This window comes from Cupriavidus consociatus (genome assembly GCF_017814975.1).
GTDB lineage: Bacteria > Pseudomonadota > Gammaproteobacteria > Burkholderiales > Burkholderiaceae > Cupriavidus > Cupriavidus consociatus.
The window spans coordinates 1-24,559 of record NZ_JAGIQA010000023.1; the positions used below are offsets into that span (position 1 = coordinate 1).

A 24,559-nucleotide genomic window follows, 5' to 3' on the forward strand; every position below is an offset into this window, starting at 1 on the left:
TTCCGCGCGCTGCAGCGCTTCCTCGACTACGTGCAGGGCCATGACAAGGTGTGGATCTGCCGCCGTGTCGACATCGCGCGGCACTGGGCGCAGGCGCACCCGTTCCGCCCCGCGACGACTGCCGCTGCCGTTGCCAACCCGGCGCGGGAAGCCGCCACGGCCTGACCCGCGACGTCCGCGTCGCCATATTTGTGTACGATATAGCCGTGTTTCGTCGCCACTTCCGGCGACACCCCGACTGTCCGTACCCCGATATGGCAACCACATCGAAGAAGACGGCGCCCGGCGCGGCGGCGAAAACGCCGCGCCGGCCCGCATCCAAAGCCGCACCCAGGCCCGCCCCGCCAGACACCCCGGAGGAAGCGGCCGGCAACGAGTCCGCGGCCGGCGAGGCCTCCGCCACCGAGGCCATCTACCTTGGCCTGCTCACAGCGATCATGGAGCATCGCCTGCTCGCCGGCACCAAGCTGGTGGAGGAACGCCTGTGCGAGGTCACCGGCGCCAGCCGCGCCCGCATCCGGCAGGTGTTCGCCCGCCTTGCGCATGAAAAGCTGGTGACGCTGGTGCCTAACCGCGGCGCCTTCGTGTCGAGCCCCACGGTCGACGAGGCGCGCGAGGTCTTCCAGGCCCGCCGCGTGGTCGAGCCCGCGCTGGCCGCGGAACTGGCGCTGCGCGCCACGCCGGCCAAGGTCCGCAGCCTGCGCCGCCATGCCATGGAAGAAGACAACGCTCGCGCCCGCGGCGACCGCGCCGCGATGATCCGGCTGTCCGGCGAATTCCATATCCTGCTGGCCGAGATGGCCGGCAATGCGATCCTGGAGAAGCTGATCCGCGAGATGGTTTCGCTGACCTGCCTGATCATCACGCTGTACGACCGCCCCGGCGCACCCGCGTGCGCCGAGCACGAGCACCGCCAGCTGATCGATGCCATCGAGCAGCGCGACGCCGCGCGCGCGAGCGCGCTGATGGCCGAGCACCTCGAGCATATCGAAGGCTCGCTCGACCTGAGCATGCCCGACAGCGGCGCGCCGGACTTCTACAGCATCTTCAGCAAGGGTTGATTGAAGCACCGGCTGCGCCGGCCTGGTATTGCACTCGGCGCATGGCAGCCTAGACTGCCTGGATAACAACCCGCGCTTGCAATGCGCCGCAGGGGGTGCCATGGCCGCCACTGCCGAAACCGTCACAACCCAGCGTCCGCCGCTGGCCTTCGAGCGTCTCTATGCCGATGCCGAGGGCGAATCCCACTTCGGTCCTGTTTCCGCGGCCGTCACGGAGCGGCTGTTTGCCCCGCCCGCGCGGGCCTTCTGGGTATCGCCGCTGGACAAAGCGGCGCGGCAGGGGTTCCTGCTGGTGCCGGCAGGCTGGGTCGGTGCGCTGCACCCATCGCCGATACGCATGCGGATCTTCGTGCTGGCCGGTACGATGGAGTTCGAAGCCAGCGATGGCGAGCGCCGCCCGCTTTCTGCAGGCAGCGCGCTGTTGCTGGAAGACACCGCGGGCAAGGGGCACGTCAGCAGGGTCATTGGCACTGACGACGCCACGCTGGCCGCCGTGCAACTGCCGGAAGGCCGGGGCTGAGGCGCCCGATGGAACCTCCCGCCGAACCCGCTCCACCACCGACGCCCGTGCCGCCGGTGGTGCCCAGCGGCTACCGCCAGGGCATCATCACCGCCATCACGGTGTTGCTGGGCTTCTCGCTGGCGTTCTGGCGCTTCTGGGGCTTCGAAAGCCCGGGCCACTGGAACGTGCGCGCGGTGTTCGCTGCGATCTCGCTGCTGGCGGCGGTCTCGCTGCAGATCGTGGCCCTGTTCCGCGCGCTGCGCATCGAGGACGATGTGGTGGAGGAATACCGCAAGACCGTGCGGTGGTTTATCGCTTCCGCACTGGCGTTGCTGACGGGACTCGCCGTGGCAATGGTCGACGCGGCGCTGTCATCCTGACTCCGCCGGCACGTTCAGCCCCCTGCCTTGCCAATGTCGATGCTGTCGACGCGGTCCGGGTAGAAGGCCACGTGCGACGCAATCGCGGCGACCGCCTCGTAAGGCGCCTCGTAGCTCCACACCGCATTGCGCCCATGCTCGCCGGCGGCCGGGATAGAGAAGTAGCTGCAGTCGCCCTTGTACGGGCAGTAGGTGGGGTGCTCGCTGCGCGCGAGCTGCGCCATGTCGACATCGGCGCGCGGGATGTACTGCACCGGCGCGTAGCTGGCTTCCTGCAGCGTCAGCGCCGCGGTGCTGTCGGCGACAACGCGGCCCGCCGCCTTGACCACCACGCGTCCTTGTGTCGGCGTGATAGTGATGGGGTGGTCGGGGCCTGGGATCCTGACGGGCTTGCCTGACATCGTCGTGCTCCTGCATGGCGGGATGCAGGACATTCTAGGCGCTTGCCGGACAACCTGCCGGCGCGGCCCCCGGAGGGGCCGTGGCGCTTGCGGCTCAGGAGACCTTCTCCAGCGCCGTGCGATAGTGCACGGCACGGCGTGCATAGTCCTCCGCGTTGGCGCGCAGGTTCTTCACTTCGTCATCGGTCAGCTCGCGCACCGCCTTGGCGGGCGAGCCCAGGATCAGCGAGCGCGGCGGGAACTGCTTGCCCTCGGTCACCAGCGCCCCGGCGGCAACCAGCGATTCGGCGCCGATCGTCGCGTTGTTCAGGATCACGGCCTGGATGCCGATCAGCGCGCCGTCGCCCACGGTGCAGCCGTGCAGCATGGCCTGGTGCCCCACGGTCACGCCGGCACCGAGCGCGAGCGGGCAGCCAGGATCGGTGTGCAGCACTGCGCCTTCCTGCACGTTGCTGCCGATGCCAATGGTGACCGGTTCATTGTCGGCCCGGATCACGGCGCCAGGCCAGACCGACACGCGTTCGGCCAGTTCCGCGCGGCCGATGATGGTGGCTTCGGCCGCGACAAAGGCGCTGCCGGCGATGGCGGGCGCGAGCTCGCCAAGCTTATAGAGAGTCATGATGGATCTGGTGAGGACAAAAGGCCGCCACCGCGGCCGCCCTGGATAAGGCACAGGCCACGCTGGCAGCAGGAAAGCAGGAAAATCTTCTGGCTTATTCGACCTTGACGTTGGCCTTCTTCACCAGCGCGGCGTAGCGCGCGGCTTCGCTGCGGAAGAACGCTGCGGCAGCCTCCGGCGTGCCGGGCTCGACCACCGTGCCCTGCTTCTTCATCGCTTCCAGCACTTCGGGCGACGTGAAGGCCCTGGCAAAGGCATCGTGCACGCGCTTGACATCCGGCGCCGGCATGCCGGCCGGGCCGATGACAGCGAACCAGCCCGCGACGTTGTAGCGCGGCAAACCCTGTTCGGCGATGGTGGGGATCTCCGGCGCGGCGGCCGTGCGCTTGTCGCCGCACAGGCCGATCGCGCGCAGCGTGCCCGCCTTCAGGTGCGGCGCCACCGCATTGAGCGCGACCACACCCATTTCCACCTGTCCGGCAAGCAGATCGTTGACCATCGGGCCAGTGCCCTTGTATGGCACATGGCGTGCCGTCACCCCCGCCTCGTCCAGGAACATCTCGCCGGCCAGGTGGATGATGGTGCCGTTGCCCGACGACGCGTAGTTGTAGCCATCGGGCCTGGCCTTGAGCAGCGCCACCAGCTCTTTCACGTTCTTCGCCGGCACCTTGGGGTTGACCACCAGCACCAGCGGCGTGGTGCCGATCACGCTGATCGGCGTAATGTCCTTGATCGCGTCGAACGGCATCGCGCGGAACACGCTGGGGTTGATCACGTGGTTGTTCGATACCAGCCCCAGCGTGCTGCCGTCGGGCTGCGCCTTGACCACCGCGGCGGCGCCGGTGATGCCGCCGGCGCCAGGCAGGTTCTCGATCACCACCGGCTGGCCGAATGCCCTGCCCAGCGCGGGGCCCGCGGCACGGGCGATGGTGTCGACGCCGGAGCCGGCGCTGATCGGCAGGATCAGGCGCACGGGCTTGCCCGATCCGCCCTGTGCGAGCGCTTCGAAGCCGGGGGCGGCGAGTGCGGCGGCAAGCGTGGCGGAAAGTGCCAGCGCGGACTTGAGCAGGGTGCGACGTTGCATGCTTTGTCTCCGTTTCGTTATCGTCGGGCTTTGCTGGCGCCGCTGTAGCGCGGCTTGCCCGTCAGGCGCCTCAGCCGCGGCCTTTGCCGAGCTGCGCCAGGATCTCTTCGTTGTGCTCGCCGGCGCGGGGCAGCGGGCTGCGCACGCCGGGGCGGCGGCCGCCCATCAGCAGCGGCAGCAGCACCGTGGGCGTGGTCGAGCCGTCGTCTGCCTGCATCGGCACCAGTCCGCCACTGGCGAGCAGGTGCGGATCGTCGAGCAGCTGGTCCGGGCGCACGATCGGCGCATAGGGAATGCCGGCCGCTTCGAGCTTTGGCGCGAGTTCCGCGGAACGATGGTGGCGCAGGATCGCGCCCAGCTCTTCCAGCAGTTGCGGCCGCACGGCGACGCGCGAGGTGTTGCTGGCGTACTCCGGCTTGTCGATCAGCTCCGGATGCTCGAGCACGTGGCACAGCGTGACGAACTGCTTGTCGCTGACCGCGCCGATAAAGAGCTGCTCGTCCTGCGCCAGCGTGAACACGTCATACACGCTCCACGCCGACACGCGCGACGGCATCGGCGGCGGCGGCTCGCCGGTCATCGCGTACTGCTGCATGTGCTGCGAGGCCAGGAACACGCAGTTCTCGAACAACGCGCTCTGGATTTCCTGCCCCTTGCCCGTGCGGTCGCGCTCGCGCAGCGCGGCCAGCACGCCGATCGCGCCGAACATGCCGCCCATGATGTCGTTGACGGAGGTGCCGGCACGCAGCGGCCGGCCGCTCGGTCCGGTCATGTAGGACAGGCCGCCCATCATCTGCACGACTTCGTCCAGCGCCAGCCGGTTCTCGTACGGGCCGGGCAGGAAGCCCTTGTGCGACACATAGATCAGATGCGGATAGTCGCGCGACAGCGTGGCGTAGTCCAGACCCAGCTTCTGCATCAGGCCGGGGCGGAAGTTCTCCAGCAGGATGTCGCTCTGGCCCGCCAGTTCGGCCGCGGCGGCGCGGCCATCGTCGGTGGTGATGTCGAGCACCACGCTTTTCTTGTTGCGGTTGAAGGCGCGGAAGAAGCCGATGCCCAGGCCCGGCAGGTTGCGCGTCTTGTCGCCGCCGGGCGGCTCGACCTTGATCACCTCGGCGCCGAGGTCGGCCAGGATCATGCCGCAGGTGGGACCCATCACCATGTGCGTGAATTCCACCACGCGGACGCCGGCGAGCGGCAGGGAATTGCTGTTGCTGTCTTGGGGCATGTTCGTTCTCAGGCGGTGGCGGCGGCGTTGGCGCGCGGGGCCGCGAAGGTCTTGGGCAGGCCGGCGCGCCACAGCGTGCCGTGCAGGGTTTCGTCGCGCAGCCAGCCGGCCACGTCTTCACGCAGCGCCAGCAGGCGCCCGATATCGATGCCGGTATCGATGCCCATGCTGCCTAGCAGGTAGGCAAGATCCTCGGTGGCAACGTTGCCGCTGGCGCCGGGCGCATGCGGGCAGCCGCCGATGCCGGCCAGGCAGGCGTCGAAGCGGGTCACGCCGGCTTCGAGCGCGGCATAGGCATTGGCGAGGCCGAGCCCGCGCGTGTCGTGGAAATGGCCGCACCAGAAGCGCTCGCCGGCGATGGCGATGGCACGCGCAAACAGCTCGCGCACCATGGCCGGATCGGCGTAGCCGACGGTATCGGCCAGGCTGACGCGGTCGGCGCCGGCATCGAGCAGCGCCTGCATCAGCCGCAGCACTTCATCGGCATCGACATGGCCCTGCAGCGTGCAGCCGAATGCCGTGCCGACGCCGCCTTCGATCAGCGTCTTCGCGCCGCTGGCATCGCGCGCGGCGCGAATGCGCGCCACGTCGGCAACGACTTCATCGGGCGTCTTGCGCAGGTTGGCGAGGCTGTGCGCATGGCTGGCCGACAGCGGCACGATCATCAGGTCGGCGCCACACGCCAGCGCGTCCTGCGCGCCGCGCAGGTTGGGCACCAGCACCGACGTGAACATGCCGGGCAGCGTGCGCGCGAACGCGACCAGTTCGGCGGTGTCGGCCAGTTGTGGCAACAGGCGCGCGGGGACGAACGAACCGACTTCCAGTTCGCGCAGTCCGGCGGCGTGCGCGCCGCGGATCCACGCCAGCTTGCTGGCGGTGGGCAGGATGGTGCGAATGCTTTGCAGTCCGTCGCGCAGACCGACTTCGCGGATCACGGCTTGGCTGGGGAAGGAATGGGTCATGGTTCTCGGGGACTGGCGAGGCGTCCCGACGGGGGCGATGGAAGAACTCTATGAGTTTCTGCGGGCAAGCTGAAGCGATGATTTACGCATTCAGGCATGCCGAAACGGAAAGTCAGAAAGATGCCGCCCGCTGCGCTACGGGATTTCCCGGATGCGATGTCATGGGTCCTTCAACGAGCGTAGCATTCCAGTCCGGAAACATTGCGCCCCCGCCATGCGAGACCTCGACCTCACCACGCTGCGCCTGTTCGTCGCCGTCTGCGAAACCCGCAACATGGCGCGCGCGGGCGAACAGGAACACATCGTCGCTTCCGCCATCAGCAAGCGCCTGGCGCAACTGGAAGAGACCGTCGGCGCCACACTGCTGGAACGACGCCGCAGAGGCGTCATTCCGACTCCTGCCGGGGAAATCGTGCTGGCCCATGCGCGCGCGATGCTCGCCGCGGCCGATCGCGTAACGCGCGACATGGCCGACTACGGCTCCGGCGTGCGCGGGCAGGTGCGCCTGCTCGCCACGGTGTCGACCATGGCGGAATCGCTGCCGGACGACATCGCCGCCTTCATGCAGATGCCGGCGCACCGCGACGTGCGCGTGACCATCGAAGAGAGCCTGAGCAGCGAAGTGGTGCGCGCGCTGCGCGACGGCACGGCTCCGCTGGGCATTTGCTGGGACGCAGCAGACCTGGAAGGCTTCCAGACCCGCCCCTACCGCACCGACCATCTCGCCGCCGTCGTGCATGCGGGGCATCCGCTGGCGCGGGCGGATACCTGCCTGTTCGAAGACACGCTGGACTACGACCAGATCGCCATGCCGGCGCAGACGGCGGTGCAGATCATGCTGGCGCGCTATGCCGCGATCCTGGGCCGCCGCATCGCGCATCGCGCGGTGGTGTCTACCTTCGACGCCGCGCTGCGCTGCGTGCGCGCCGAACTTGGCATCGTCATCATCCCGGCGGAGATCGCCACGCTCGTCGCCACGGCCTTTGGCCTGCGCGTCATCCCGCTGCGCAACGACTGGGCGCGGCGGCGCTTTGCGATCTGCTGCCGCGACTTCTCGCTGCTGTCGCCGGCAGCACAACTGCTGGTGCAGTTCCTGGAGGAAGCCGCGGCGAAGGAAGCGACGGCTGCAGGCGCTGTGCCTGCGAAGACCCCGGCCCGGCCAAAGCGGTCAATCTCGCGTTGAGTCCCGCGCGCAACTTCCTGTGCGTTTCGAGGGTTAGCCCGAGGCGTTTTCGCAAGCTTATGTTGCGTGCCGTTGCGTAGACTGGCTTGCGTTTTTCGCTGCGGGCCACGATGGTTAATAAGAAAAAAAAAAGCCGGGCGAAGCCTGATCACGACAATGCGCGCCGCCACGGCGCAGGAGAGACGCAAATGAACTTTAACGGCAAGAACGTACTGGTCACCGGCGCACGCGGCAACCTGGGCCGCGCGGTCGCGCACGCCTTCGCGCAGGCAGGCGCGCGCGTGGTGCTGCTGGACCGCCATGCCGCACCGCTGCCTGAAGTGGGCAGCGGCCACCTGGCGCTGCAGGCCGACCTGCTCGACGCGGACAGCCTCGGCACGGCCATCGGCGCAGCCATGCAGGCGTGCGGGCGCATCGACGTGGTGTGCAACCTGGCCGGTGGTTTTGCGATGGGCACGGGTATCCACGAGACCAGCGCCGATGACTGGAACCGCCTGTTCGACATGAACGTGGGCACGGTGCTGAACATGGCGCGCGCGGTGGTGCCGCACATGCTGGCCGCCGGCGGCGGCGCCATCGTCAATGTCGGCGCCAATTCGGCGGCGCGCGGGCTGGCGCAGATGGGTGCCTACTGCGCATCCAAGGACGCGCTGGCGCGTGTCACCGAATCGATGTCGGCGGAGCTGCGCGACCAGGGCATCCGCGTCAATGCGGTGCTGCCCAGCATCCTCGACACCCCCGAGAACCGACAAGCCATGCCGGATGCCGATACCTCGCGCTGGGTCGGCCTGGACGCACTGGCCGACGTGATCCTGTTCCTCGCTTCCGACGCCGCCCGCGCGGTGCAAGGCGCACTGGTGCCGGTAGTCAACCGCGCCTGACCGCTCGCCGGGCCGGCTTGCGCTGCGGCTGCGGCCGCGGCCCCGCGCCTACAACGAGCCGGCCACTTCCTGGATCTGCTGGCGCAGCCAGCGCCGCAGCCGGTCGGCATCGGTGCGCGCGTGCCAGATCTGCATCATCTCCACCCTGGGCAAGGCGAACGGCACCGGCAGCAGCAACAGGTCCGGGTCGCGCGCGACCGCCTCTTCCGCCACCGAGCGCAGGCAGGTCAGCAGCAAGGCCGTGCCGCGCACCAGCCGGCTCGGCGCCAGGAAGCTCGACAGTCCCGCCACCACCGTGCGCTTCAACCCCTGCGCCGCCAGCGCGCGGTCAACCACGCCGTTGAGGTCGCCGGTCAGCGTCGTCAGCAGGTGCTCGCAAGCCAGGAACGCATCGAGATCGAGGCCGCGCGCCAGGTGCGGGTTGGATTTCGATGCCAGCACGACGAAGTCTTCGCTGCACAGGCGCTGCTGGTGGAAGGTATCCGGCAGGTCTTCGTAGAAGCCCGCGATCGCCAGGTCACAGGTGCCCTTCTCCAGTTCTTCGCGCGGCAGCTCGCCGCGGGTGTTGTGCGTGACCACGACCAGCCCGGGCGCATCGCGCCGCAACCGCGGCAACAGCGCGGGCAGCAGCAGTTGCTCCATGTAGTCGGTGGTATAGAGATGGACGGCCTCGCTGCGCGCCAGGAAGTCGCGGCCATCGCAGGCGTCGTAGAAGGCATCCAGTTCCGCGACCAGCCGTTGCACCTGCGGCGCCAGCTCATGCGCGCGCGGCGTCGGCGTCAGGCCGCGCGGCGCGCGCACGAACAGCGGGTCGCCCAGTTCGTCGCGCAACCGGTTCAGCTTGTGGCTCAGCGCCGGCTGGCTCAGCGCCATGCGCGCCGCCGCGCGCGAGGCGTTGCCTTCCTGGTAGAGCACATGGAAGACGTAGAGCAGATTCAGGTCCTTGCCCACGATATTCATTTTTTGGATGGCAGAAATCGAATATTCGAAGTTTTCGAATCATAGCCAGCTGCGTAGGATGTTGCCAATGCCGGGGCTGCCCCGGCCGACGTGGATGCAAACCGGAGAACGAACATGAAAATCCTGATGGTGCTGACCTCGCACGACCAGCTTGGCAATACGGGCAAGAAGACCGGCTTCTGGCTGGAGGAATTTGCCGCGCCCTACTACGTCTTCAAGGATGCAGGCGCTGACCTCACGCTGGCCTCGCCCAAGGGCGGCCAGCCGCCGATCGATCCCAAGAGCGACGATCCGGATGCACAGACCGATGCGACCCGACGCTTCCGTGCCGATGCCGCCACGCAGCAGGCGCTGGCCAGCACGCTGACGCTCGACCAGGTGAAGGCCGAGGACTTCGACGCACTGTTCTATCCCGGCGGCCATGGCCCGCTGTGGGACCTGGCGGAAGACAAGCGTTCGATCGCGCTGATCGAGCAATTCGACCGACTCGGCAAGCCGGTAGGCGCCGTATGCCATGCGCCGGGGGTGCTGCGGCACGTCAAGGGCGCGGACGGGCAGCCGCTGGTAAAGGGCAAGGAAGTGACCGGCTTTACCAACAGCGAAGAAGCGGCGGTGCAGCTGACCGAGGTGGTGCCGTTCCTGGTGGAGGACGTGCTCAAGGCCAGCGGCGCGCGGTTTACGCGCGGGGATGACTGGGCCAGCCACGTTGCGGTGGCCGGAAAACTGGTAACGGGGCAGAATCCGGCGTCGTCGGAGGCGGGGGCCGAGGCGGTGTTGGGGTTGTTGAGGTAAGACCCTGCAAATTCACACCGCTGCCGGTTTGCACCCCTCTCCCGCTTGCGGGAGAGGGGTGCGTTTGCCAGTGGCGTCAGCTTGCGGCAGACGGTCGAGCTTGCGATGCGCCGGTTGAAGGTTCTTACTGCGGCACCAGCTCCAGCCTCTCCCTGCTCGCCTTCTCCACCGCCTTGCGCGTATAGACCAGCGGGAAATACTCCCCCTTGGCCCACAACGGCGCCAGGTCGCGATAATGCGCGCTGGCCGGATTGCCTGACTGCCCCGGCGTGTTGATCACGCGCGAGCCATCCCAGTTGCCCACATCCAGCACCATGCGGAACGATGCCCCCGCGGTCAGCCGGAAATCGTTGTTGCGGTAGCTGGTATTCATCGGCGTAAAGGCCGAGCCGCCGATCGGGCCGGCGTTGACGTTGAACTGCTGCCGCTCGGCGTCATTCAGGATCGGGTCCATCGGGTGCGTGAACACCGCGGTGTGCAGCTTGCCCCATTGCCAGCCGCGCGGGTCCGGGCCGAGCTTGCCTTCCACCTCCGCCATCGCGGCCTTCAGCGATTCGAGCATCACCGCGTTGCGCTGCCCCACCGGCATCCACGGGTCGGGCTGCTCCAGCACCGCGACCACGCGCGCGGCATCGCCGGCGCCGACCAGCCGGGCGGCATCGGCGGGCAATGCCGCGCGCACCACTGCCGGGCGCAGGTGCTTGCTGAACCAGACCTCGAACAACGCTGCCGCGGCGCTGTCGGCGCGTTCGTTGCCGTCCCAGCCGCGCAGCAAATCCAGTCCCCGCGCCAGTTGCGCGTCATCGCTGCGCAGGTCGCGCAGCAGCGCCACCACGCGCTGCGCCGGCAGCGACACCGTGTCGTTCTGCCACGCCATCGAGTCCTGCACCGAGCTGCGCGCGTTGGCGCCCACCACCGCCTTCAGGCGCCGCGCGCGCGAGCTGTCGCTCCATTCATAGCCCACGCCCAGCTTCGCCGCCGGATGCTCGGGCGGGATGTTGTTCTCGTTGGCGGTGACGATATAGCCGGGCGCCGGGTTGTAGGCCCACGGCAGTTCATCCATGTTGCGGTAGCCTGCCCATTCATAGCGCCCATCGCCCGGCACCGGCGTCAGCCCGTCCCAGTTGGGGCGCTTGACGGTCAGGCCACCGGGAATCCAGCCGATATTGCCGCCGGTGTCGGCATAGACCTGGTTTTCGCCGGGCGCGCCCCAGCGGTTCATGGCGGCGCGGAACTGGTCCCAGTTGCGTGCGCGCATGTAGTCCATCGAGCCGAAGTACGGCGCCATGCCATAGTCGAGCCACGCCGCGCGCAGTACCCAGGCGCGTGCGGCGTCGGCGTGCAGCACGGGGCCGTGGCGGGTGAAATCGAGGGAAACCTTGCGCGGCGCGGACTCGCCCTTGACGACGATCTCCTCGGTGACGGTCTCCATCGGCTCCCAGCGGCCCTCGTACTTGTATTCGCGCGGGTTGGCCGGGTTGAGCTCGTAGCCGTAGAGGTCTTCCTGGTCCATGTAGAAGCGCGTCAGGCCGAACGCGATGGTGCCGTTGTGCCCGATCGAGATGCCCGGCAGGAACGGCTCGCCCGCGCCGATCACCGACATGCCGGGCGCGTTCAGGTGGCTGATGTAGCGCAGGCTGGGCGCGCCATGCGAGCGGTGCGGGTCGTTGGCCAGGATCGGCCGGCCGGTGGTGGTGCGCTTGCCGCCGATGACCCAGTTGTTGGAGCCGAGGCTGCGGCCGGTGTCGCTGTTGGGATCGACCAGTGCATAGAGCTGGTCGAGCGGGATGCTGGCGTTCTGGACGCCGCTCCATGCGTCCTTGGGAAAGCGCGCCGCGGCGGTGGCCAGCTCATAGGCGCGGCGCAGTTCGGCGGCGGGCACCGTGCAGGGATCGAGGCCGGCGCTGAGCCTGGGCTCCACCGGTGGGTCGAGCTCGCGCCGGATCCAGTCGGCGCGCACGGCATCGGCCTTGGCTTCGCAGAACAGCCGGGCGCGATCGATCTCACCGGCGAAGTTCAGCGTCAGGCCGTGGTGGCGGATGCGCACGATGTCCTCGGCCTGCCAGCGCGCGGGCTTGTAGTCGAGCTTGCGGAACTCGGGCGGCAGCAGTTCCGGCTTCTGCTCGGTCAGCGCCACGTAAGCGTTCACGCCCGCGACGAAGGCCTCGGCGACGCGCTTGGCGTCGGAGCCGTAGGCCAGCCATTCGCGGTACATGTCGCCGCGGAACAGCACCGCGCGTGCCATGCGGTCGCCGTCGGCGTAGGCGGGGCCGAAGTCCTTCGCCATCTCGCCGAGGCCGCGCTTGCGCCACAAGTCGATCTGCCACAGGCGGTCGCGCGCCGCCATGAAGCCCTGCACGTAGAAGGCGTCGTAAAGCGTGCCGGCGTAGATATGCGGCACGCCCCAGCGGTCGACCAGCACTGTCGCGGGTTTCTCCAGGCCGGGAACGGCGAGGCGGTCGCCGCGCGCGGGTGCCTCGGCCATGGCGGCGGGAATGGTGGTAGCGATGGTGGTGGCAACCAAAGCCAGCGCGGCGGCTAGGCGGCAGGGGGTGCGTCGCATCAGGTCTCCTCGGTTTTGTGTTTGCTGCAAATGCTTTGCAGTCCACACCGAAGATAGTGCATGCGCGGCCGGGGCGCGAGCCGCGTGGCCGATCTCCGCACGGCAGCTGGCGTAATCAGTAGACGTCGCGCCGGTAGCGGCCGTCGTCGGCAAGCTGGCGCAACGCGGATTCGCCGAGAATTTCCGTGAGGGCCTTGTTGACGCCGCCGGCCATGCCTTGCAGGCTGCCGCAGACATAGATCGCCGCGCCTTTCTGCACCCACTCGCGCACCAGCGCCGCCTGCGCGCGCAGGGCGTCCTGCACGTAGCGCGGCGTACCGCCGTCGCGCGACCAGGCGTGGTCGAGGCGCTGCAGCGTGCCGTCGGCCTGCCACGCGGCCAGTTCATCGGCGAAAAAAGCGTCATGCTGTGCCGAGCGCTCGCCGAACAGCAGCCAGTTGCGGCGCCGTCCCGCCGCGGCGCGCGCCTTCAGGTGCGCGCGCAGGCCAGCCAGACCGGTGCCGTTGCCGACCAGGATCAGCGGCCGGTCGTCGGCGGGCGGATGGAAGCTGCGGTTGGCGCGGATGCGCAGCGCTATGCGCACGCCAACGGCCGCATGCTCGGTCAGCCAACCGGAAGCCAGCCCCAGGCGGCCGTCGTCGCGGCGTGCCTGCCGCACCAGCAGTTCGAGGCAGCCGTCCTGCGGCAGCGAAGCGATCGAATACTCGCGGTGCGGCAGCGGCGACAGCGCATCGACCAGGTGCTGCGCCGGCACGCCCTGCATCGCGGCAAAGTGGGCATCGGGCAGTGGCATGCGAGTGGCCAGCGCCTCGGCCAGCGACAGGTCGCGGCCATCGCAGCGCACCGGCGTGGCGCCGTCCAGCGCGAGCCGTGCCAGCAGCCGCGCGACCTCGGCCGGCGCATGGCATGGGCCGACTTCGGCGATATCGCCCGGCTGCCAGTCGAGCACGCTGCGGTCCTGCGGCTCCAGCACCAGATGGAATGCCGGCGCGCCCTGGCTGCCGGGATTCAGGTGGCGGCGCCGGTCCAATACCCAGTCGCCGTAGCGCGGACGCTCCCAGTCGACAATCTCGGCGCCGCCGCTGAGCGCCGACAGGTGGTTCTGCCAGTGGCGCAGCGCGCCGGCATCGCCGTTGTCGACCTCGATCAGGTCGAACAGCGGCTGCGCGCGATGGCGCTGCAGCCAGTGGTCGAGCGCGTGGCCGAAAGCGCAGAAGCGCGCGTAGCTGCTGTCGCCGAGCGCAAGGATGCCGTAGCGCAACTCGCGCAGCCCGTCCGCGCGGCCCGCCAGCAGCCGGCGCGCAAACCCTGACGCGCTGTCGGGGGCGTCGCCCTCGCCGGTGGTGCTGACCACGAACAGTGCCTGCCGGCAGGCGGCCAGCCGCCCGGCATCGACCTCGGCCAGCGACAGCAATTGCACCGGCATGCCGGCGCCCTGCAGCGCGGTCGCGGTCTGCAGCGCCAGCTGCTCGGCAAACCCGGTCTGGCTGGCATAGGCAACCAGCGTGGCGCCGTCCGTGGTGTCCGTGGCATTGGCCAGTGCCGCCACGCGCGCGCGCCGCTGGCGGTGGTGTGCCAGCACCGTGCCGCAGAACCCGGCATAGGCGGCGACCACGCCGGCGGCGATGGCGCTGCGCGACGGCCCCGCCAGCGACAGCGCCACGCCGCCTGCCAGCGCGAGCCAGCTGGCGCCGGCGAAGGGTGAAACAAGGACTGAAAGCGTGGAGCGGCTCATGCCAGCATCGCGGCAAAAGCCGGGGAAAGATGTTCGTCGAAACCGCCCGGCGTGCGCACCAGAAAGCGCGCGGCAATACCGTGGCGGCGCGCGTGTGCCTTGCCGGCATCCGGTCCGAGCACGGTCAGCGCGGTCGACAGCGCATCGGCCAGCATGCACTGCGGGTGGATCACCGTGACCGAAGCCAGCGCGTGGCTGGCCGGATAGCCGGTGCGCGGGTCGATGGTATGGGCATAGCGCCGGCCGTCGCTGTCGAAGTAGCGGCGGTAGTCGCCGGAGGTGGCGACCGACAGGCCATGCAACGCCACCAGGGTCTGCCCTTCCTCATTGTCCTGTGCGTCGTTGCCGAGACCGGGCGGCGCTTCCAGCGCGACCCACCACGGCATGCCGTCAGGCTTGACGCCATGGCCGCGCAGTTCGCCACCGATCTCGGTGAGGTGATGGTCCACGCCCTGCGCGTCGAGGTAGCGCGCCACCGCGTCGACGGCAAAGCCCTTGGCGATGGCGCAGAAATCCAGTGACACGCCGCCGGGCTGGCGTGCGCGCAGTGCGTCGGCATCGAGTCCGATGCGCGACCAGCCGCAGCGGCCGCGTGCCGCCTGGACGGCGTCGGGCGACGGCGGCGCGCTGCGCCGCGGTGCCGGGCCGAATCCCCACAGGTCGACCAGCGGCCCGGCGCTCGGGTCATAGGCACCGCCGCTGTCGCGCGCCACCTGCAGCGCGCATTGCAGCACGGCAAAACAATCGGGCGGCAGCGCGTGCCAGCTGCCCGCCTCGGCGCGGTTGAAGCGGCTGATATCGGAACCCGATTCCCAGTTGCTCATCTGCGCGATCACGCCGTCGAGCACGGCGACGATGCCCGCGCCGATGGCTTCGGCGTCCGCCGCGGGCGGCAGCAACGCCACGACCGACCAGGTCGTGCCCATGCTTGCGCCGCCCCAGCGGTGCTGCCGCGCATCGCGCGCGGGCGGCACCGGGGGCGCTTGCAGCGCGACGGGGACCAGGATGCGGTTCAAACCGGATTCAGCCGAGCCAGGCGACGCTTATTGCGGCAGCACTTCCACTGTCACCGCGTAGGTCGCGCGGCGCGACTTGGCCTGCCTGAAGGTGGCCTTGTCGTCGCGGACCTCGGCTTCCATCCAGTACATGCCAGGCGCCGGCCACTTGACGCTGAACTTGCCGTCGGCGTCGGTGGTGGCGCTGATCTCCTGCAGCTTGTCGCGATAGCGGATGCCACCCGGCACCACCTCGACCTTCAGGTTGCTCGCGGGCTTGCCATCGAGCAGCAGGCGGAAGCTGGCGGTGTCGCCGGCAACCAGGTCGTTGGGATGCGTGATCGGCGCCAGTTCCAGGCCGCGGCCGGTGATGCGCAGGCCCTTGTCGCTGGGCTTGCCGGCGGTGACGAAGGACTCGACCCGGCCTTCGGCCTGCGTGACCGTCAGGTCCTGCGCGCTGGCCGGGACTTCTTTGGCGAAGTTGTCCGCCGAGCCGCGCCAGCGCTTGGCCTGGCCATCGACCTTGTAGCTGGCGAACAGGCCCTGGTTGACCACCGCCACGCGGTAGGTGCCCGCTTGCGTCAGGTGCAGGTCGAAGGTGCTGCGGTACTTGCCGGTCGCCGCGTTCTCGGCCTTGACGGCGCTGCCGTCGGGGGCGGTCACCTGCAGGTTGTCGAGGCGCAGCGGCACGTGCTCGAAGTAGAACAGGTCGTTGGAGACGGCGGCGTCAACGGTCACCCACGGGTCATTGCCCGACAGCACGGTGGCCGACGGCAGCAGCCACTGGCGGTGCGCGTGCGCGGCCAGCGGCGCCAGCGCGGCGAGGGCGAGCACGGCCATGTTTGTGGCCATGCGGGTGGCCATGCGGGAACGGGTGGGGGACACGATGGCAGACAGGATCGCGGCAGGTTTCATCGTCAGGCTCCGGGAAGGATTACGGCTTCAGGTCGACGGTGACACCGCCGAGTTCGTGGTCGCCCCTGGCGCGGGCGGTCTGTGCGGATTGCGGCGGCCAGGTGAACGGCACGCGCACCAGTTCGCGCCCGCCGACTTCACGCGCGGCTTCGACCACCAGCTGGTAGTCGCCCGCCGGCAGCTTGCCCAGCGGGTTCTTGCCGTCGCGGAAGCTGACGTTGTGCTCGCCCGGCGCGCGGGTCGCGCCCGAGATGCCGTCGGCCGGCATGTTCAGGTCGCGGCCGGCCTTGCGCCACCACTGGCGCATGTCCTTGAGCCACTTGGTGCCCTCGTTTTCCTTGAGCTTGCCGTCGTACCAGACCGCCAGGGTCTGCACCGGGCCCTGGTCGGCGCGCTCGACCCACATCGCCACGTAGGGCTTGTGGTACTCGGCCACGTTGAGTCGCGGAATTTCCACCTTGACGTTCAGGTCGGCGGCCAGCGCAGGGCCCGCGAACGGGACCGTGGCCATGCCGGTCAGGGTGACGGAGAGCAGTCGGCGCATATTCGGAGAAACCTCGTCAGTGAGATGCAGCAGGAAAATCGTTCGGGATGCGGGCGTGCCTGGCGCGGGCCATGCTCAGTGAATGAACAACACCGCCAGCACCAGCGGCACCACCAGCCCCAGGCCGACCAGCGGCCAGGTCGCCAGGCGTCCGCCCGCGTGCAGCTTGAGCAGGAACAGGCCGGTGACGCTGAAGACCAGGCATGCGAATGCGAACAGATCCAGAAACAGGCTCCATGCCTGGCCGGTGTTGCGGCCCTTGTGCAGGTCGTTCAGGTAGGAGATCGCGCCGCGCGTGGTCTTCTCGTACTGGGCCTCGCCGCTGTCGAGCTCCAGGCTGACCCAGGCATCTCCGCCCGGGCGCGGCAGCGCCACGTAGATCTCGTCGGCCGACCATTCGGCCTCGCGTCCGCTGGCATCGACATCGAGCGCCTGTGCCAGCCATGCGGCCAGCGCTTCGGGCACCGGCGCCTTGCGCTCGCGGGACTTGCCTGTGGCGGCGGACTCCTGTTCACGCAGCGTGTCGAGCAGCGCGGCGGGCGCCGTGGCGTGGCGCGTCTCGACCGCGGGCTTTGCCTCGATCTGTGATGCGTGGTTAAGCGTGAAACCGGTCACGGCAAACAGCATCATCCCGATCAGGCAGATCGCGGAACTGATCCAGTGCCACTGGTGAAGGTGCTTGAGCCAGAACGCGCGGCGCTGCTGGCCGGAAGCTGGCTGGGATTCGGTCATTGCGGTGGTAGGCGGCTGGCCCCGGTCGGGCCGGCGGCCGGCCCTGCTGGGAATCCTGGGAAGCTGGAGCGCCGTCCCGCGCATCGGACGCGGAAGTTGTGCCATTGTCATCACAATGACCGACGCAGGAGAGAAGGATAATCGTTCGCATTTGAATGCGCAAACGGTTCCGTGGCGCTCCAGGTTACGGCGCATTACAAGGGTCAAGCTGCGGCCGCTGGTGTGCGCGCCGCTGCACGGATGCGCCCCTCCGATCGCTCCGATCGCTCCGGCCGCTGGCGCAGCGGCGCTACAGCCACACGCCTGCCAGCCACCCCGCCACGCCGCTGGCCAGCACCACCAGCCAGGGCGGCAGCTTCCACACCATCAGCGCCGCCAGCGCCAGCGCGACCAGCACGATATCGAGCGGCCCGCGCACCGCGCTGACCCACACCGGCTGCCACAGCGCCGCCAGCAGCAGCCCGACCACGGCTGCGTTGACACCGGCCAGCGCGGCCTGCGCCCGGCGGTTGCGGCGCAGGCTTTCCCAGTAAGGCAGCGTGCCGGCCACCAGCAGCGCGCCGGGCAGGAAAATTGCCACCGTGCCCAGCAGCCCACCGGCCCAGCCGGCCGGAGGCACCTGGGACGAGGCGCCCAGGAAGGCGGCAAAGGTAAACAGCGGGCCGGGCATGGCCTGGGCCACGCCATAGCCGGCGAGGAAGGTTTCCTTGCCGACCCAGCCGGGCGCCACCACTTCGGCGTCCAGCAGCGGCAGCACCACGTGGCCGCCGCCGAAGACCAGCGCCCCGGCTCGGTAGAAGGCGTCGAACAGGCGCATGGAAGGATCGGCGCTCAGTTGCGCCAGCACCGGCAGACCAGCCAGCAGCAAGGCGAACGCCACCAGCAGCAGCGCGCCGGCACGATGGCTGACCGGCAGCCCGAGCGGCTCATGCGTGCCAGCCAGCGCCGGCCGCAGCAGCAAGGTGCCGGCCAGCGCCGCAACGCCCATCACCGCCACCTGCGTCCACGACCCCGGCAGAGCCAGCACCGCGACTGTGGCAGCAACCATGATGGCAATGCGCACCGGACCACGGCACAGCGTGCGCGCCATGCCCCACACCGCCTGCGCCACCACTGCCACCGCGACCAGCTTGAGCCCGTGCAGCACCCCGGGTGCCGCCACCATGCCGTAGTGGGAGACACCCAGGGCGAACAGGATCATCAGCAATGCCGACGGCAGCGTGAAACCCAGCCATGCGGCGAGCGCACCGGCGTACCCTGCGCGCGCGAGTCCCAGCGCGATCCCGGTCTGGCTGCTGGCGGGGCCGGGCAGGCACTGGCACAGCGCGACCACGTCGGCATAGGCGGCCTCGCTCAGCCATTGCCGGCGCCGCACCAGTTCCTCGCGGAAGAATGCCAGGTGCGCGACGGGCCCGCCGAACGAAGTCAGCCCCAGCCGCAGGAACGTGAGAAATACGGCAAGCGGGCCGTCATGGCGGCGGCTGTCTTCGGAGGGACTTGGCAAGGTGGCCATACGTGTGTGCGACAGGCGTGAGGAGGGTTGCGTCGGTACAACGCGCAGTCTGCCCGATTTCAACGGTCAACGGCGTGACAGGAGTCGCCGGAATCACGTCCCGTACGCCAACGGCAGCCGTGAGGGACCGCTGCATCACTTTAGTTTCGGAGTTGTTAGAACCAATCAACCATATGCCCAGCATGGGCGGTATTACCCCAATCAAGTTAGTTTCCCGCCCCGCCGTTAGCCCGCAGACGCACACGCATGCCCGACAGGCGTCAGCCATGAATGACGCCGCAGATTGCGTGTCACCGATGTGCAATGCGCAATGCGCTGAAGGAGGAATGGAAAGCATGCTGGACAAACTGAGCCTGAAGAAAAAACTGCTGCTGCCGCTGGTGCTGAGCTGGGTCTGCCTGCTCGGCATCACGCTGTGGAACGCCTGGCACATACGCACGCTGCGCATGGATGAGCGCCGGCTCGACCTGGCTCACGTCACCGACACCGCGGTCTCGGTGGTGGCCGAGTACGAGGCGCTGGCCAGGGCGGGCAAGCTGCCGGCCGACGAGGCGAAGCAGCAGGCCATCGAGCGCGTGCGCGCCATGCGCTTCGGCGCCGACGGCTACTTCACGCTGATGCGTTCCGACACCGTGGTGCTGATGCACCCGTTCAAGCCGGAGATGAACGGTAAGGCGATGGAGGGGATGAAGGACCCCAACGGCGTCTACCTGTTCCGCGACATCGCCACGATCGGCAAGGGCGCCGGCAAGGGCTTCGTCGAATACCAGTGGCCCAAGCCGGGCGCCGAGGCGCCGCAGCCGAAGCTGAGCTACGTGGCCAACTTCCGCCCGTGGGACTGGAACTTTATCGCCGGGCTGTACCTGGATGACATCGAAGCGGCCTTCCGCGCCGAGCTGTGGAAGGCGCTGGGCCTGCTGCTGGCGGTCGGCGCGCTGATGTCGCTGGTGATGGTGCGCGTCTCCGCCAGCCTGCACCGCCAGCTCGGCGGCGAGCCGGCCGCCACCGCGCAGATCGCCGGCCGCATTGCCGAGGGCGACCTCGCCGGCCATGTCGAAGTGCGCCCGGGCGACGAGCACAGCGTGCTGTTCGCGATGCAGCGCATGCAGGCGCGCCTGACCGGCGCGATCGGCAGCATCCGCGGCTCGGCCGATGCAATCGCCGGCGCCGCCAAGCAGATCGCCGCGGGCAACGCCGACCTGTCGCGCCGCAGCGAAGAGCAGGCCGCCTCGCTGCAGGAAACCGCCGCGAGCATGGAGCAGCTCACCAGCACCGTGCGCCAGAGCGCCGACAACGCGCGCCAGGCCAGCCGCCTGGCCGAGGGGGCTTCGGACATCGCCGTGCGCGGCGGCACCATCGTCAACCAGGTGGTCGGCACCATGGGCGAGATCAAGCAGGCTTCGGGCAAGGTGGTTGACATCATCGGCGTGATCGAGGGCATCGCCTTCCAGACCAACATCCTGGCGCTGAACGCCGCGGTGGAAGCCGCGCGCGCCGGCGAACAGGGCCGTGGCTTCGCCGTGGTGGCCGGCGAGGTGCGCACGCTGGCGCAGCGCAGCGCCACCGCCGCCAAGGAAATCAAGGCGCTGATCGGCGACTCGGCGCAGCGCGTGGAAGACGGCGCGGTGCTGGTGGAAAACGCCGGCAAGGCGATGGACGAGATCGTGGAAGCGGTCAAGCGCGTCACCGACCTGATGGGCGAGATGCGGGCGGCCACCGAAGAGCAGACCGGCGGCATCGAGCAGGTCAACCAGGCGGTGTCGCAGATGGACCAGATGGCGCAGCAGAACGCGGCATTGGTGGAAGAGGCGGCCGCCGCGGCGGCGTCGCTGGAGGACCAGGCCGACATGCTGCACCAGGCCGTCGGCCAGTTCCGGCTGGCGCGCGCCTGACCCCGGCGGCGCGGTCACGTCAGCGTCATACGTTGCCGCCGGCTGCGTGTATCATGAAGCGCAGCTTGCTGCACCATGCAGCCGGCCCCCATCCTAAGCAGTCCACTACCGGGAGCGCACCATGATGGCATTCATCGGCACCGTGTTCGTTGGCCTAATCGTCGGACTGATCGCGCGGGCGGTGAAGCCCGGCGACGACAAGATGGGTTGGATCATGACCATCATCCTCGGCGTGCTCGGCTCGGTGGTGGCCGGCTACGTCGGCCGCGCGATGGGCTGGTACCAGCCAGGCGAACCGGCTGGCTGGTTCGCCTCGGTGATCGGCGCAATCGTTCTGCTGGTGATCTACGGCATGGTCCGCCGCAAGGGCTGACTGGCCTTGCGCACGATGGCATCGTTGGCATCGGCCAGGCTCGGCGCCTCGGGCTTGGCCGGCGCAGGCGCGGGCTGAGCCACCGCGTCCGCGCGGGGCGGCGCCTCCAGCCCTTGCGCCAGCGTGGCGCCCGGCACGGCTTCGGCCGGTGCTGCCATGGTCGGCATGCGCGGCGTGCGCAGGCCCGGCGCGGCATCGCGGCAGCGCAGCAGCGCGCGGTCGCCGCCCGGCGCCATTGCCGACACCTGTGGCGCAATCGCGCGCAGCACCCGCACCGCCAGCGCGCTGGTAAAGCTGTAGCGCACCGCGTACGGTTCGCGCACGTTGACCACCACGGTGCCGAAGAAACGCTCGCCCAGCGTGAAGACGAAAGTCGCCGAGCGGTTCACCGAGCGTGACGAGATCAGCCGCCCGCCCGGCCCGTACACCTGGAAGCGCTGGTCGCCGGTGCCGGTCTTGCCCGCCACCGTCAGCGTCGCGCCGTCGCGGCCCGGCACCGTGAAGGCGCCGCGGATCGACTTGGCGGTGCCGCGTTCCACCACGTCCAGCATCGAACGCCGCGCCAGCTCGGCCACCTCGGCCGGCAACACGCGCTTGCCCGGCCCCGGCTGCAGCACGTAGCGCGTGGCGTATGGCGTGCCGTCGGCAAAGGCCAGGCTGCGCACCGCGGCGCTCTGCGTGACCACGCCACCGGCCAGCAGGATGCCGGCCAGTTCTGCCAGCGCCGCCGGACGGTCGCCCGCCGCGCCGATCGCGCTGGCGTACGACGGCGTCAGCGAATCGAATGGATAGCCCACCCGCTGCCAGCGCCTGGCGATGCGGGTGAAGGCGTCCTGTTCCAGCAGCGTGCGGATGCGGTTGTCCTGGCCCGCCTTGCTGCGCGTCTTGAACAGCCACTTGTAGACTTCCTGGCGCTCCGCCGTGCTGGCGCGCAGCAGTTCCGTCAGCGTGGCGTCGGGGTGCTGGTCCAGGTACTCCACCATCCACAGTTCCAGCGGATGCACCCGTGACAGGTAGCCGCGGTCGTTCAGGTTGAACTTGTCCTTGCCGTACTTGCGGTACAGCGCCGGCAGGTCTTCCTTGGCTAGCTGCTTGTCGCCCAGGCGCGCGCGCATGATGCGGATATAGCTGTCCTCATCCAGGTACGGACGCGCGCTCAGCAGGGTCACCGACATGCGCACTGCATTGATGTGCGGGATGGTCATGCGCACGCGGCCCAGCAGCGTGTCCAGCCGCTGACCGGAGGTCTTGCCACGGTAGCGCTGGTAGAAGCTGACCATGTAGGCGCTGCCTTCCTGGTCGGCGAAGCGCTCCAGGTACTCGCGCCGGCCCGGGGCATAGCGGTCCTCGAACAGGTCGCCGATGTCCGGATTGGCGTGGAAGGTCTCGTAGCGCACGATGTCGCGCATCATGCGGATAAAGACCAGGTTGACTGAATGCTGGAACGCGATGCGCACCGTCATGTTGCGCTCGCCCGCCTCGCGCTCGAAGTTGGTGAAGCTCTGCAGCCCGCCGCCGGTGTAGAAGCCTTCGCCGGCGCTGCCGGAGTACTTGCGCTCCATCGCGGCCTCGAGCATCGCCATCAGTTCGCGCTCCTCTGGCTTCTTCGCCTTGGACAGGTAATCCACCGCCCAGTGGGCCAGCGCATCCTGCCGTGCCAGCCGCACCGCGGCCAACTCCGCGCGGCCCATGCCGGCGTACTGCGCATGCAGCTCGCTGATGATTTCCAGGTAGGTCACCAGCGTGCGCAGCTTGGCCGTCGAACCGAGGTTCAGCCGCGCGCCGCTGTTGATGTCGAACGGCTGGTCGATGTTGTCGGCCTGCACCCGTACCACGCTGGCGTTGCCGACACGCTCGAACAGCGTGAAGCTGGTCATCAGCTTCGACGGGTCGTCGTTGTCGCGCAGCAGGTTGTGGCCGTACAGGCCCATGGCGCGCGCATCGGCCTTGTTGTTCACGCGCTGCAGCGTCTCGGTGACGATGCGCTGCGCTTCGCGGTTGATGGTGCTGTCGACCGTCAGGTCGAGCCGGTCCATGTCGTAGCGGCTTTCCACCCCGGTCAGGCGCGTGACATCGGCGCGCACGCGGTTGACGGCCTTGCGCGTGACGAATGGCTCCTGCGGCCCGCGCTGCGGCGGCGCGGCCTTGTCCAGCGGCTGCGCCAGCGCCGCGTCGCGCAGCTCGGCGGTGATGACGCTGTTGGCGGCCAGCAGGCGCAGGTAGCTGGCCGTCAGCGCATCCAGGTTGGTGTCGTCGCGGCGCAAATGGTAAGACGGACGGCGCTGCGAGATGATCAGCGACAGGGCTCGCTTGAAGACCTGCGCCTGGCGCGGCTCGGGCGCGCGCTGGTCCATTTCCTTGAGCAGCCGGTTGACCTCGCCGAAGTCCTCGCCGTACCACACCCACAGCGCGTCGCCGATGCCGTTGATCTCGCCGAACCCCTCGCGCGCCGACAGCGGCACGGTGTTGAGGTAGTCGACCACGATGCGTTCGCGCGCGCGCTGCGTGTCGGGCCCGTCCAGGTAGGCGCGCAGCGACGCCGACGCCATCTGCCGGAATTTCTCGGGGATCGACGCGGTGCGACCCTCGGGAGAGTGGCGGTACTTCTCGATCTGCGTGGCCAGCGTGCTGCCGCCGGGTGCGTCGTGCGATCGGTCGGCCAGCCGGATGAACTGGTCGAGCACCGCGCGCGACAACCGGCGCCAGTCAAGCGCCGGATTCATGTTGGGGTATTCGGGGTTGAGCAGGCCCTGGTTCTCGACGTACAGCAGCGCGCTGACCAGCAGCGGCGGCACCGTGGCGAAATCGGGATACTGGCGCTGCGGATAGCGCTCGAACGCCAGCGTCAGCCCGTTGCAGTCGCGCAGCAGGATGCCGGCCTGGTTCTTCTCGCGGTAAGGCGCGAACAAGCCCTGATCCATCAGCCTGACCATGTCGGGCGACATGCGCGCCTGTTCGGCGGGAACGTAGCCGCGCTGCTGCAGCCGCTGCGCGAACTGCGGCAGCAGTCCGTAGCCCATGCGTGCATCATACGGACCGGAATGCGGGAAGCGGATGCTGTCGCTGGCGCCAGGCTGGATCTCGAAGGTCAGCCGCTGGCCGAGTTCGCCGATGAGCCGCGACTGCCAGTGCGAATTGCGCACTTCGCTCGCGACAAAGCTATACACGACGTAGACGCCCCCGGTGAGGGCGACCGCCAAGCCAGCGAAAATCCAGCCACGACGCGACACGTTTGGGCTTCCCT

At 69.0% G+C, this 24,559-nt stretch carries 22 protein-coding genes and 1 pseudogene; 9 read left to right on the plus strand and 14 right to left on the minus strand.

Features of this window, described 5'->3' with window-relative positions; translation table 11 throughout:
- The 4 genes and pseudogenes from J8I82_RS38525 to J8I82_RS26465 form a co-directional block, all read left to right on the plus strand.
- Positions 1-165 (plus strand): annotated as a pseudogene (locus J8I82_RS38525) (allantoinase); the annotation flags it as partial.
- Positions 166-254: 89 nt separating this feature from the next.
- A complete protein-coding gene (locus J8I82_RS26455) occupies positions 255-1,061 on the plus strand; it encodes a GntR family transcriptional regulator (protein ID WP_209761804.1) in 807 nt (268 codons plus the stop codon).
- 100 nt (positions 1,062-1,161) lie between these two features.
- On the plus strand, positions 1,162-1,581 hold the full coding sequence (locus J8I82_RS26460; RefSeq protein WP_209761805.1) for a cupin domain-containing protein: 420 nt from the start codon (positions 1,162-1,164) through the stop codon (positions 1,579-1,581).
- An 8-nt stretch (positions 1,582-1,589) separates the two neighbouring features.
- Positions 1,590-1,943: a hypothetical protein gene (locus J8I82_RS26465; protein WP_209761806.1), complete on the plus strand. Its 354-nt coding sequence runs from the start codon at positions 1,590-1,592 to the stop codon at positions 1,941-1,943.
- Positions 1,944-1,957: 14 nt separating this feature from the next.
- Here J8I82_RS26465 and J8I82_RS26470 read toward each other — a convergent pair whose 3' ends face one another.
- From J8I82_RS26470 to J8I82_RS26490, 5 genes are all read right to left on the minus strand, one after another.
- Positions 1,958-2,344 carry a DUF427 domain-containing protein gene (locus J8I82_RS26470; RefSeq protein ID WP_209761807.1) on the minus strand — a complete coding sequence of 129 codons (387 nt, stop codon included), beginning with the start codon at positions 2,342-2,344 and terminating at the stop codon, positions 1,958-1,960.
- Between the two features lie 94 nt (positions 2,345-2,438).
- Complete coding sequence (locus J8I82_RS26475; RefSeq protein WP_209761808.1) at positions 2,439-2,963, minus strand: gamma carbonic anhydrase family protein; 525 nt, start codon at positions 2,961-2,963, stop codon at positions 2,439-2,441.
- Positions 2,964-3,057: 94 nt separating this feature from the next.
- Positions 3,058-4,047 carry a tripartite tricarboxylate transporter substrate binding protein gene (locus tag J8I82_RS26480; RefSeq protein ID WP_209761809.1) on the minus strand — a complete coding sequence of 330 codons (990 nt, stop codon included), beginning with the start codon at positions 4,045-4,047 and terminating at the stop codon, positions 3,058-3,060.
- Between the two features lie 70 nt (positions 4,048-4,117).
- Complete coding sequence (locus tag J8I82_RS26485) at positions 4,118-5,275, minus strand: CaiB/BaiF CoA transferase family protein (RefSeq protein ID WP_209761810.1); 1,158 nt, start codon at positions 5,273-5,275, stop codon at positions 4,118-4,120.
- Between the two features lie 8 nt (positions 5,276-5,283).
- Positions 5,284-6,237, minus strand: coding sequence for a hydroxymethylglutaryl-CoA lyase (locus tag J8I82_RS26490; RefSeq protein WP_209761811.1), 954 nt, complete (start codon positions 6,235-6,237; stop codon positions 5,284-5,286).
- A gap of 214 nt (positions 6,238-6,451) precedes the next feature.
- Between J8I82_RS26490 and J8I82_RS26495 the strand changes: the two genes are divergently transcribed.
- Complete coding sequence (locus J8I82_RS26495; RefSeq protein WP_209761812.1) at positions 6,452-7,420, plus strand: LysR family transcriptional regulator; 969 nt, start codon at positions 6,452-6,454, stop codon at positions 7,418-7,420.
- A gap of 188 nt (positions 7,421-7,608) precedes the next feature.
- Positions 7,609-8,301, plus strand: coding sequence for an SDR family NAD(P)-dependent oxidoreductase (locus J8I82_RS26500; protein ID WP_209761813.1), 693 nt, complete (start codon positions 7,609-7,611; stop codon positions 8,299-8,301).
- 48 nt (positions 8,302-8,349) lie between these two features.
- Here J8I82_RS26500 and J8I82_RS26505 read toward each other — a convergent pair whose 3' ends face one another.
- Positions 8,350-9,261 (minus strand): LysR family transcriptional regulator, encoded by a 912-nt coding sequence (locus J8I82_RS26505; RefSeq protein WP_209761814.1) that lies wholly within the window; start codon positions 9,259-9,261, stop codon positions 8,350-8,352.
- A gap of 114 nt (positions 9,262-9,375) precedes the next feature.
- Between J8I82_RS26505 and J8I82_RS26510 the strand changes: the two genes are divergently transcribed.
- Positions 9,376-10,053 carry a type 1 glutamine amidotransferase domain-containing protein gene (locus tag J8I82_RS26510; protein WP_209761815.1) on the plus strand — a complete coding sequence of 226 codons (678 nt, stop codon included), beginning with the start codon at positions 9,376-9,378 and terminating at the stop codon, positions 10,051-10,053.
- A 124-nt stretch (positions 10,054-10,177) separates the two neighbouring features.
- On the opposite strand, the gene J8I82_RS26515 is transcribed toward J8I82_RS26510, so the two are convergent.
- From J8I82_RS26515 to chrA, 7 genes are all read right to left on the minus strand, one after another.
- A complete protein-coding gene (locus J8I82_RS26515; RefSeq protein WP_209761816.1) occupies positions 10,178-12,616 on the minus strand; it encodes a penicillin acylase family protein in 2,439 nt (812 codons plus the stop codon).
- Positions 12,617-12,731: 115 nt separating this feature from the next.
- Positions 12,732-14,351 carry a sulfite reductase subunit alpha gene (locus J8I82_RS26520; RefSeq protein ID WP_209761817.1) on the minus strand — a complete coding sequence of 540 codons (1,620 nt, stop codon included), beginning with the start codon at positions 14,349-14,351 and terminating at the stop codon, positions 12,732-12,734.
- Positions 14,348-15,367, minus strand: a complete 1,020-nt coding sequence (locus J8I82_RS26525; protein ID WP_209761818.1) for an FAD:protein FMN transferase — start codon at positions 15,365-15,367, stop codon at positions 14,348-14,350. Before J8I82_RS26525 ends, J8I82_RS26520 begins: the two co-directional genes overlap by 4 nt.
- 27 nt (positions 15,368-15,394) lie before the next feature.
- Positions 15,395-16,261 carry a DUF4198 domain-containing protein gene (locus J8I82_RS26530; protein ID WP_431831580.1) on the minus strand — a complete coding sequence of 289 codons (867 nt, stop codon included), beginning with the start codon at positions 16,259-16,261 and terminating at the stop codon, positions 15,395-15,397.
- A 19-nt stretch (positions 16,262-16,280) separates the two neighbouring features.
- Positions 16,281-16,805 carry a DUF2271 domain-containing protein gene (locus J8I82_RS26535; RefSeq protein WP_209761819.1) on the minus strand — a complete coding sequence of 175 codons (525 nt, stop codon included), beginning with the start codon at positions 16,803-16,805 and terminating at the stop codon, positions 16,281-16,283.
- Between the two features lie 75 nt (positions 16,806-16,880).
- A complete protein-coding gene (locus tag J8I82_RS26540) occupies positions 16,881-17,537 on the minus strand; it encodes a PepSY-associated TM helix domain-containing protein (RefSeq protein WP_209761820.1) in 657 nt (218 codons plus the stop codon).
- A 289-nt stretch (positions 17,538-17,826) separates the two neighbouring features.
- Entirely contained in the window at positions 17,827-19,050 is a 1,224-nt protein-coding gene (chrA, locus tag J8I82_RS26545) for a chromate efflux transporter (protein WP_209761821.1), read from the minus strand.
- A 335-nt stretch (positions 19,051-19,385) separates the two neighbouring features.
- Between chrA and J8I82_RS26550 the strand changes: the two genes are divergently transcribed.
- Entirely contained in the window at positions 19,386-20,942 is a 1,557-nt protein-coding gene (locus J8I82_RS26550; protein ID WP_209761822.1) for a methyl-accepting chemotaxis protein, read from the plus strand.
- 121 nt (positions 20,943-21,063) lie between these two features.
- Entirely contained in the window at positions 21,064-21,315 is a 252-nt protein-coding gene (locus tag J8I82_RS26555) for a GlsB/YeaQ/YmgE family stress response membrane protein (protein ID WP_209761823.1), read from the plus strand.
- On the opposite strand, the gene J8I82_RS26560 is transcribed toward J8I82_RS26555, so the two are convergent.
- A complete protein-coding gene (locus J8I82_RS26560; RefSeq protein WP_209761824.1) occupies positions 21,288-24,545 on the minus strand; it encodes a transglycosylase domain-containing protein in 3,258 nt (1,085 codons plus the stop codon). The two genes, J8I82_RS26555 and J8I82_RS26560, sit on opposite strands and share 28 nt — an antisense overlap.
- Between the last annotated feature and the right edge of the window lie 14 nt (positions 24,546-24,559).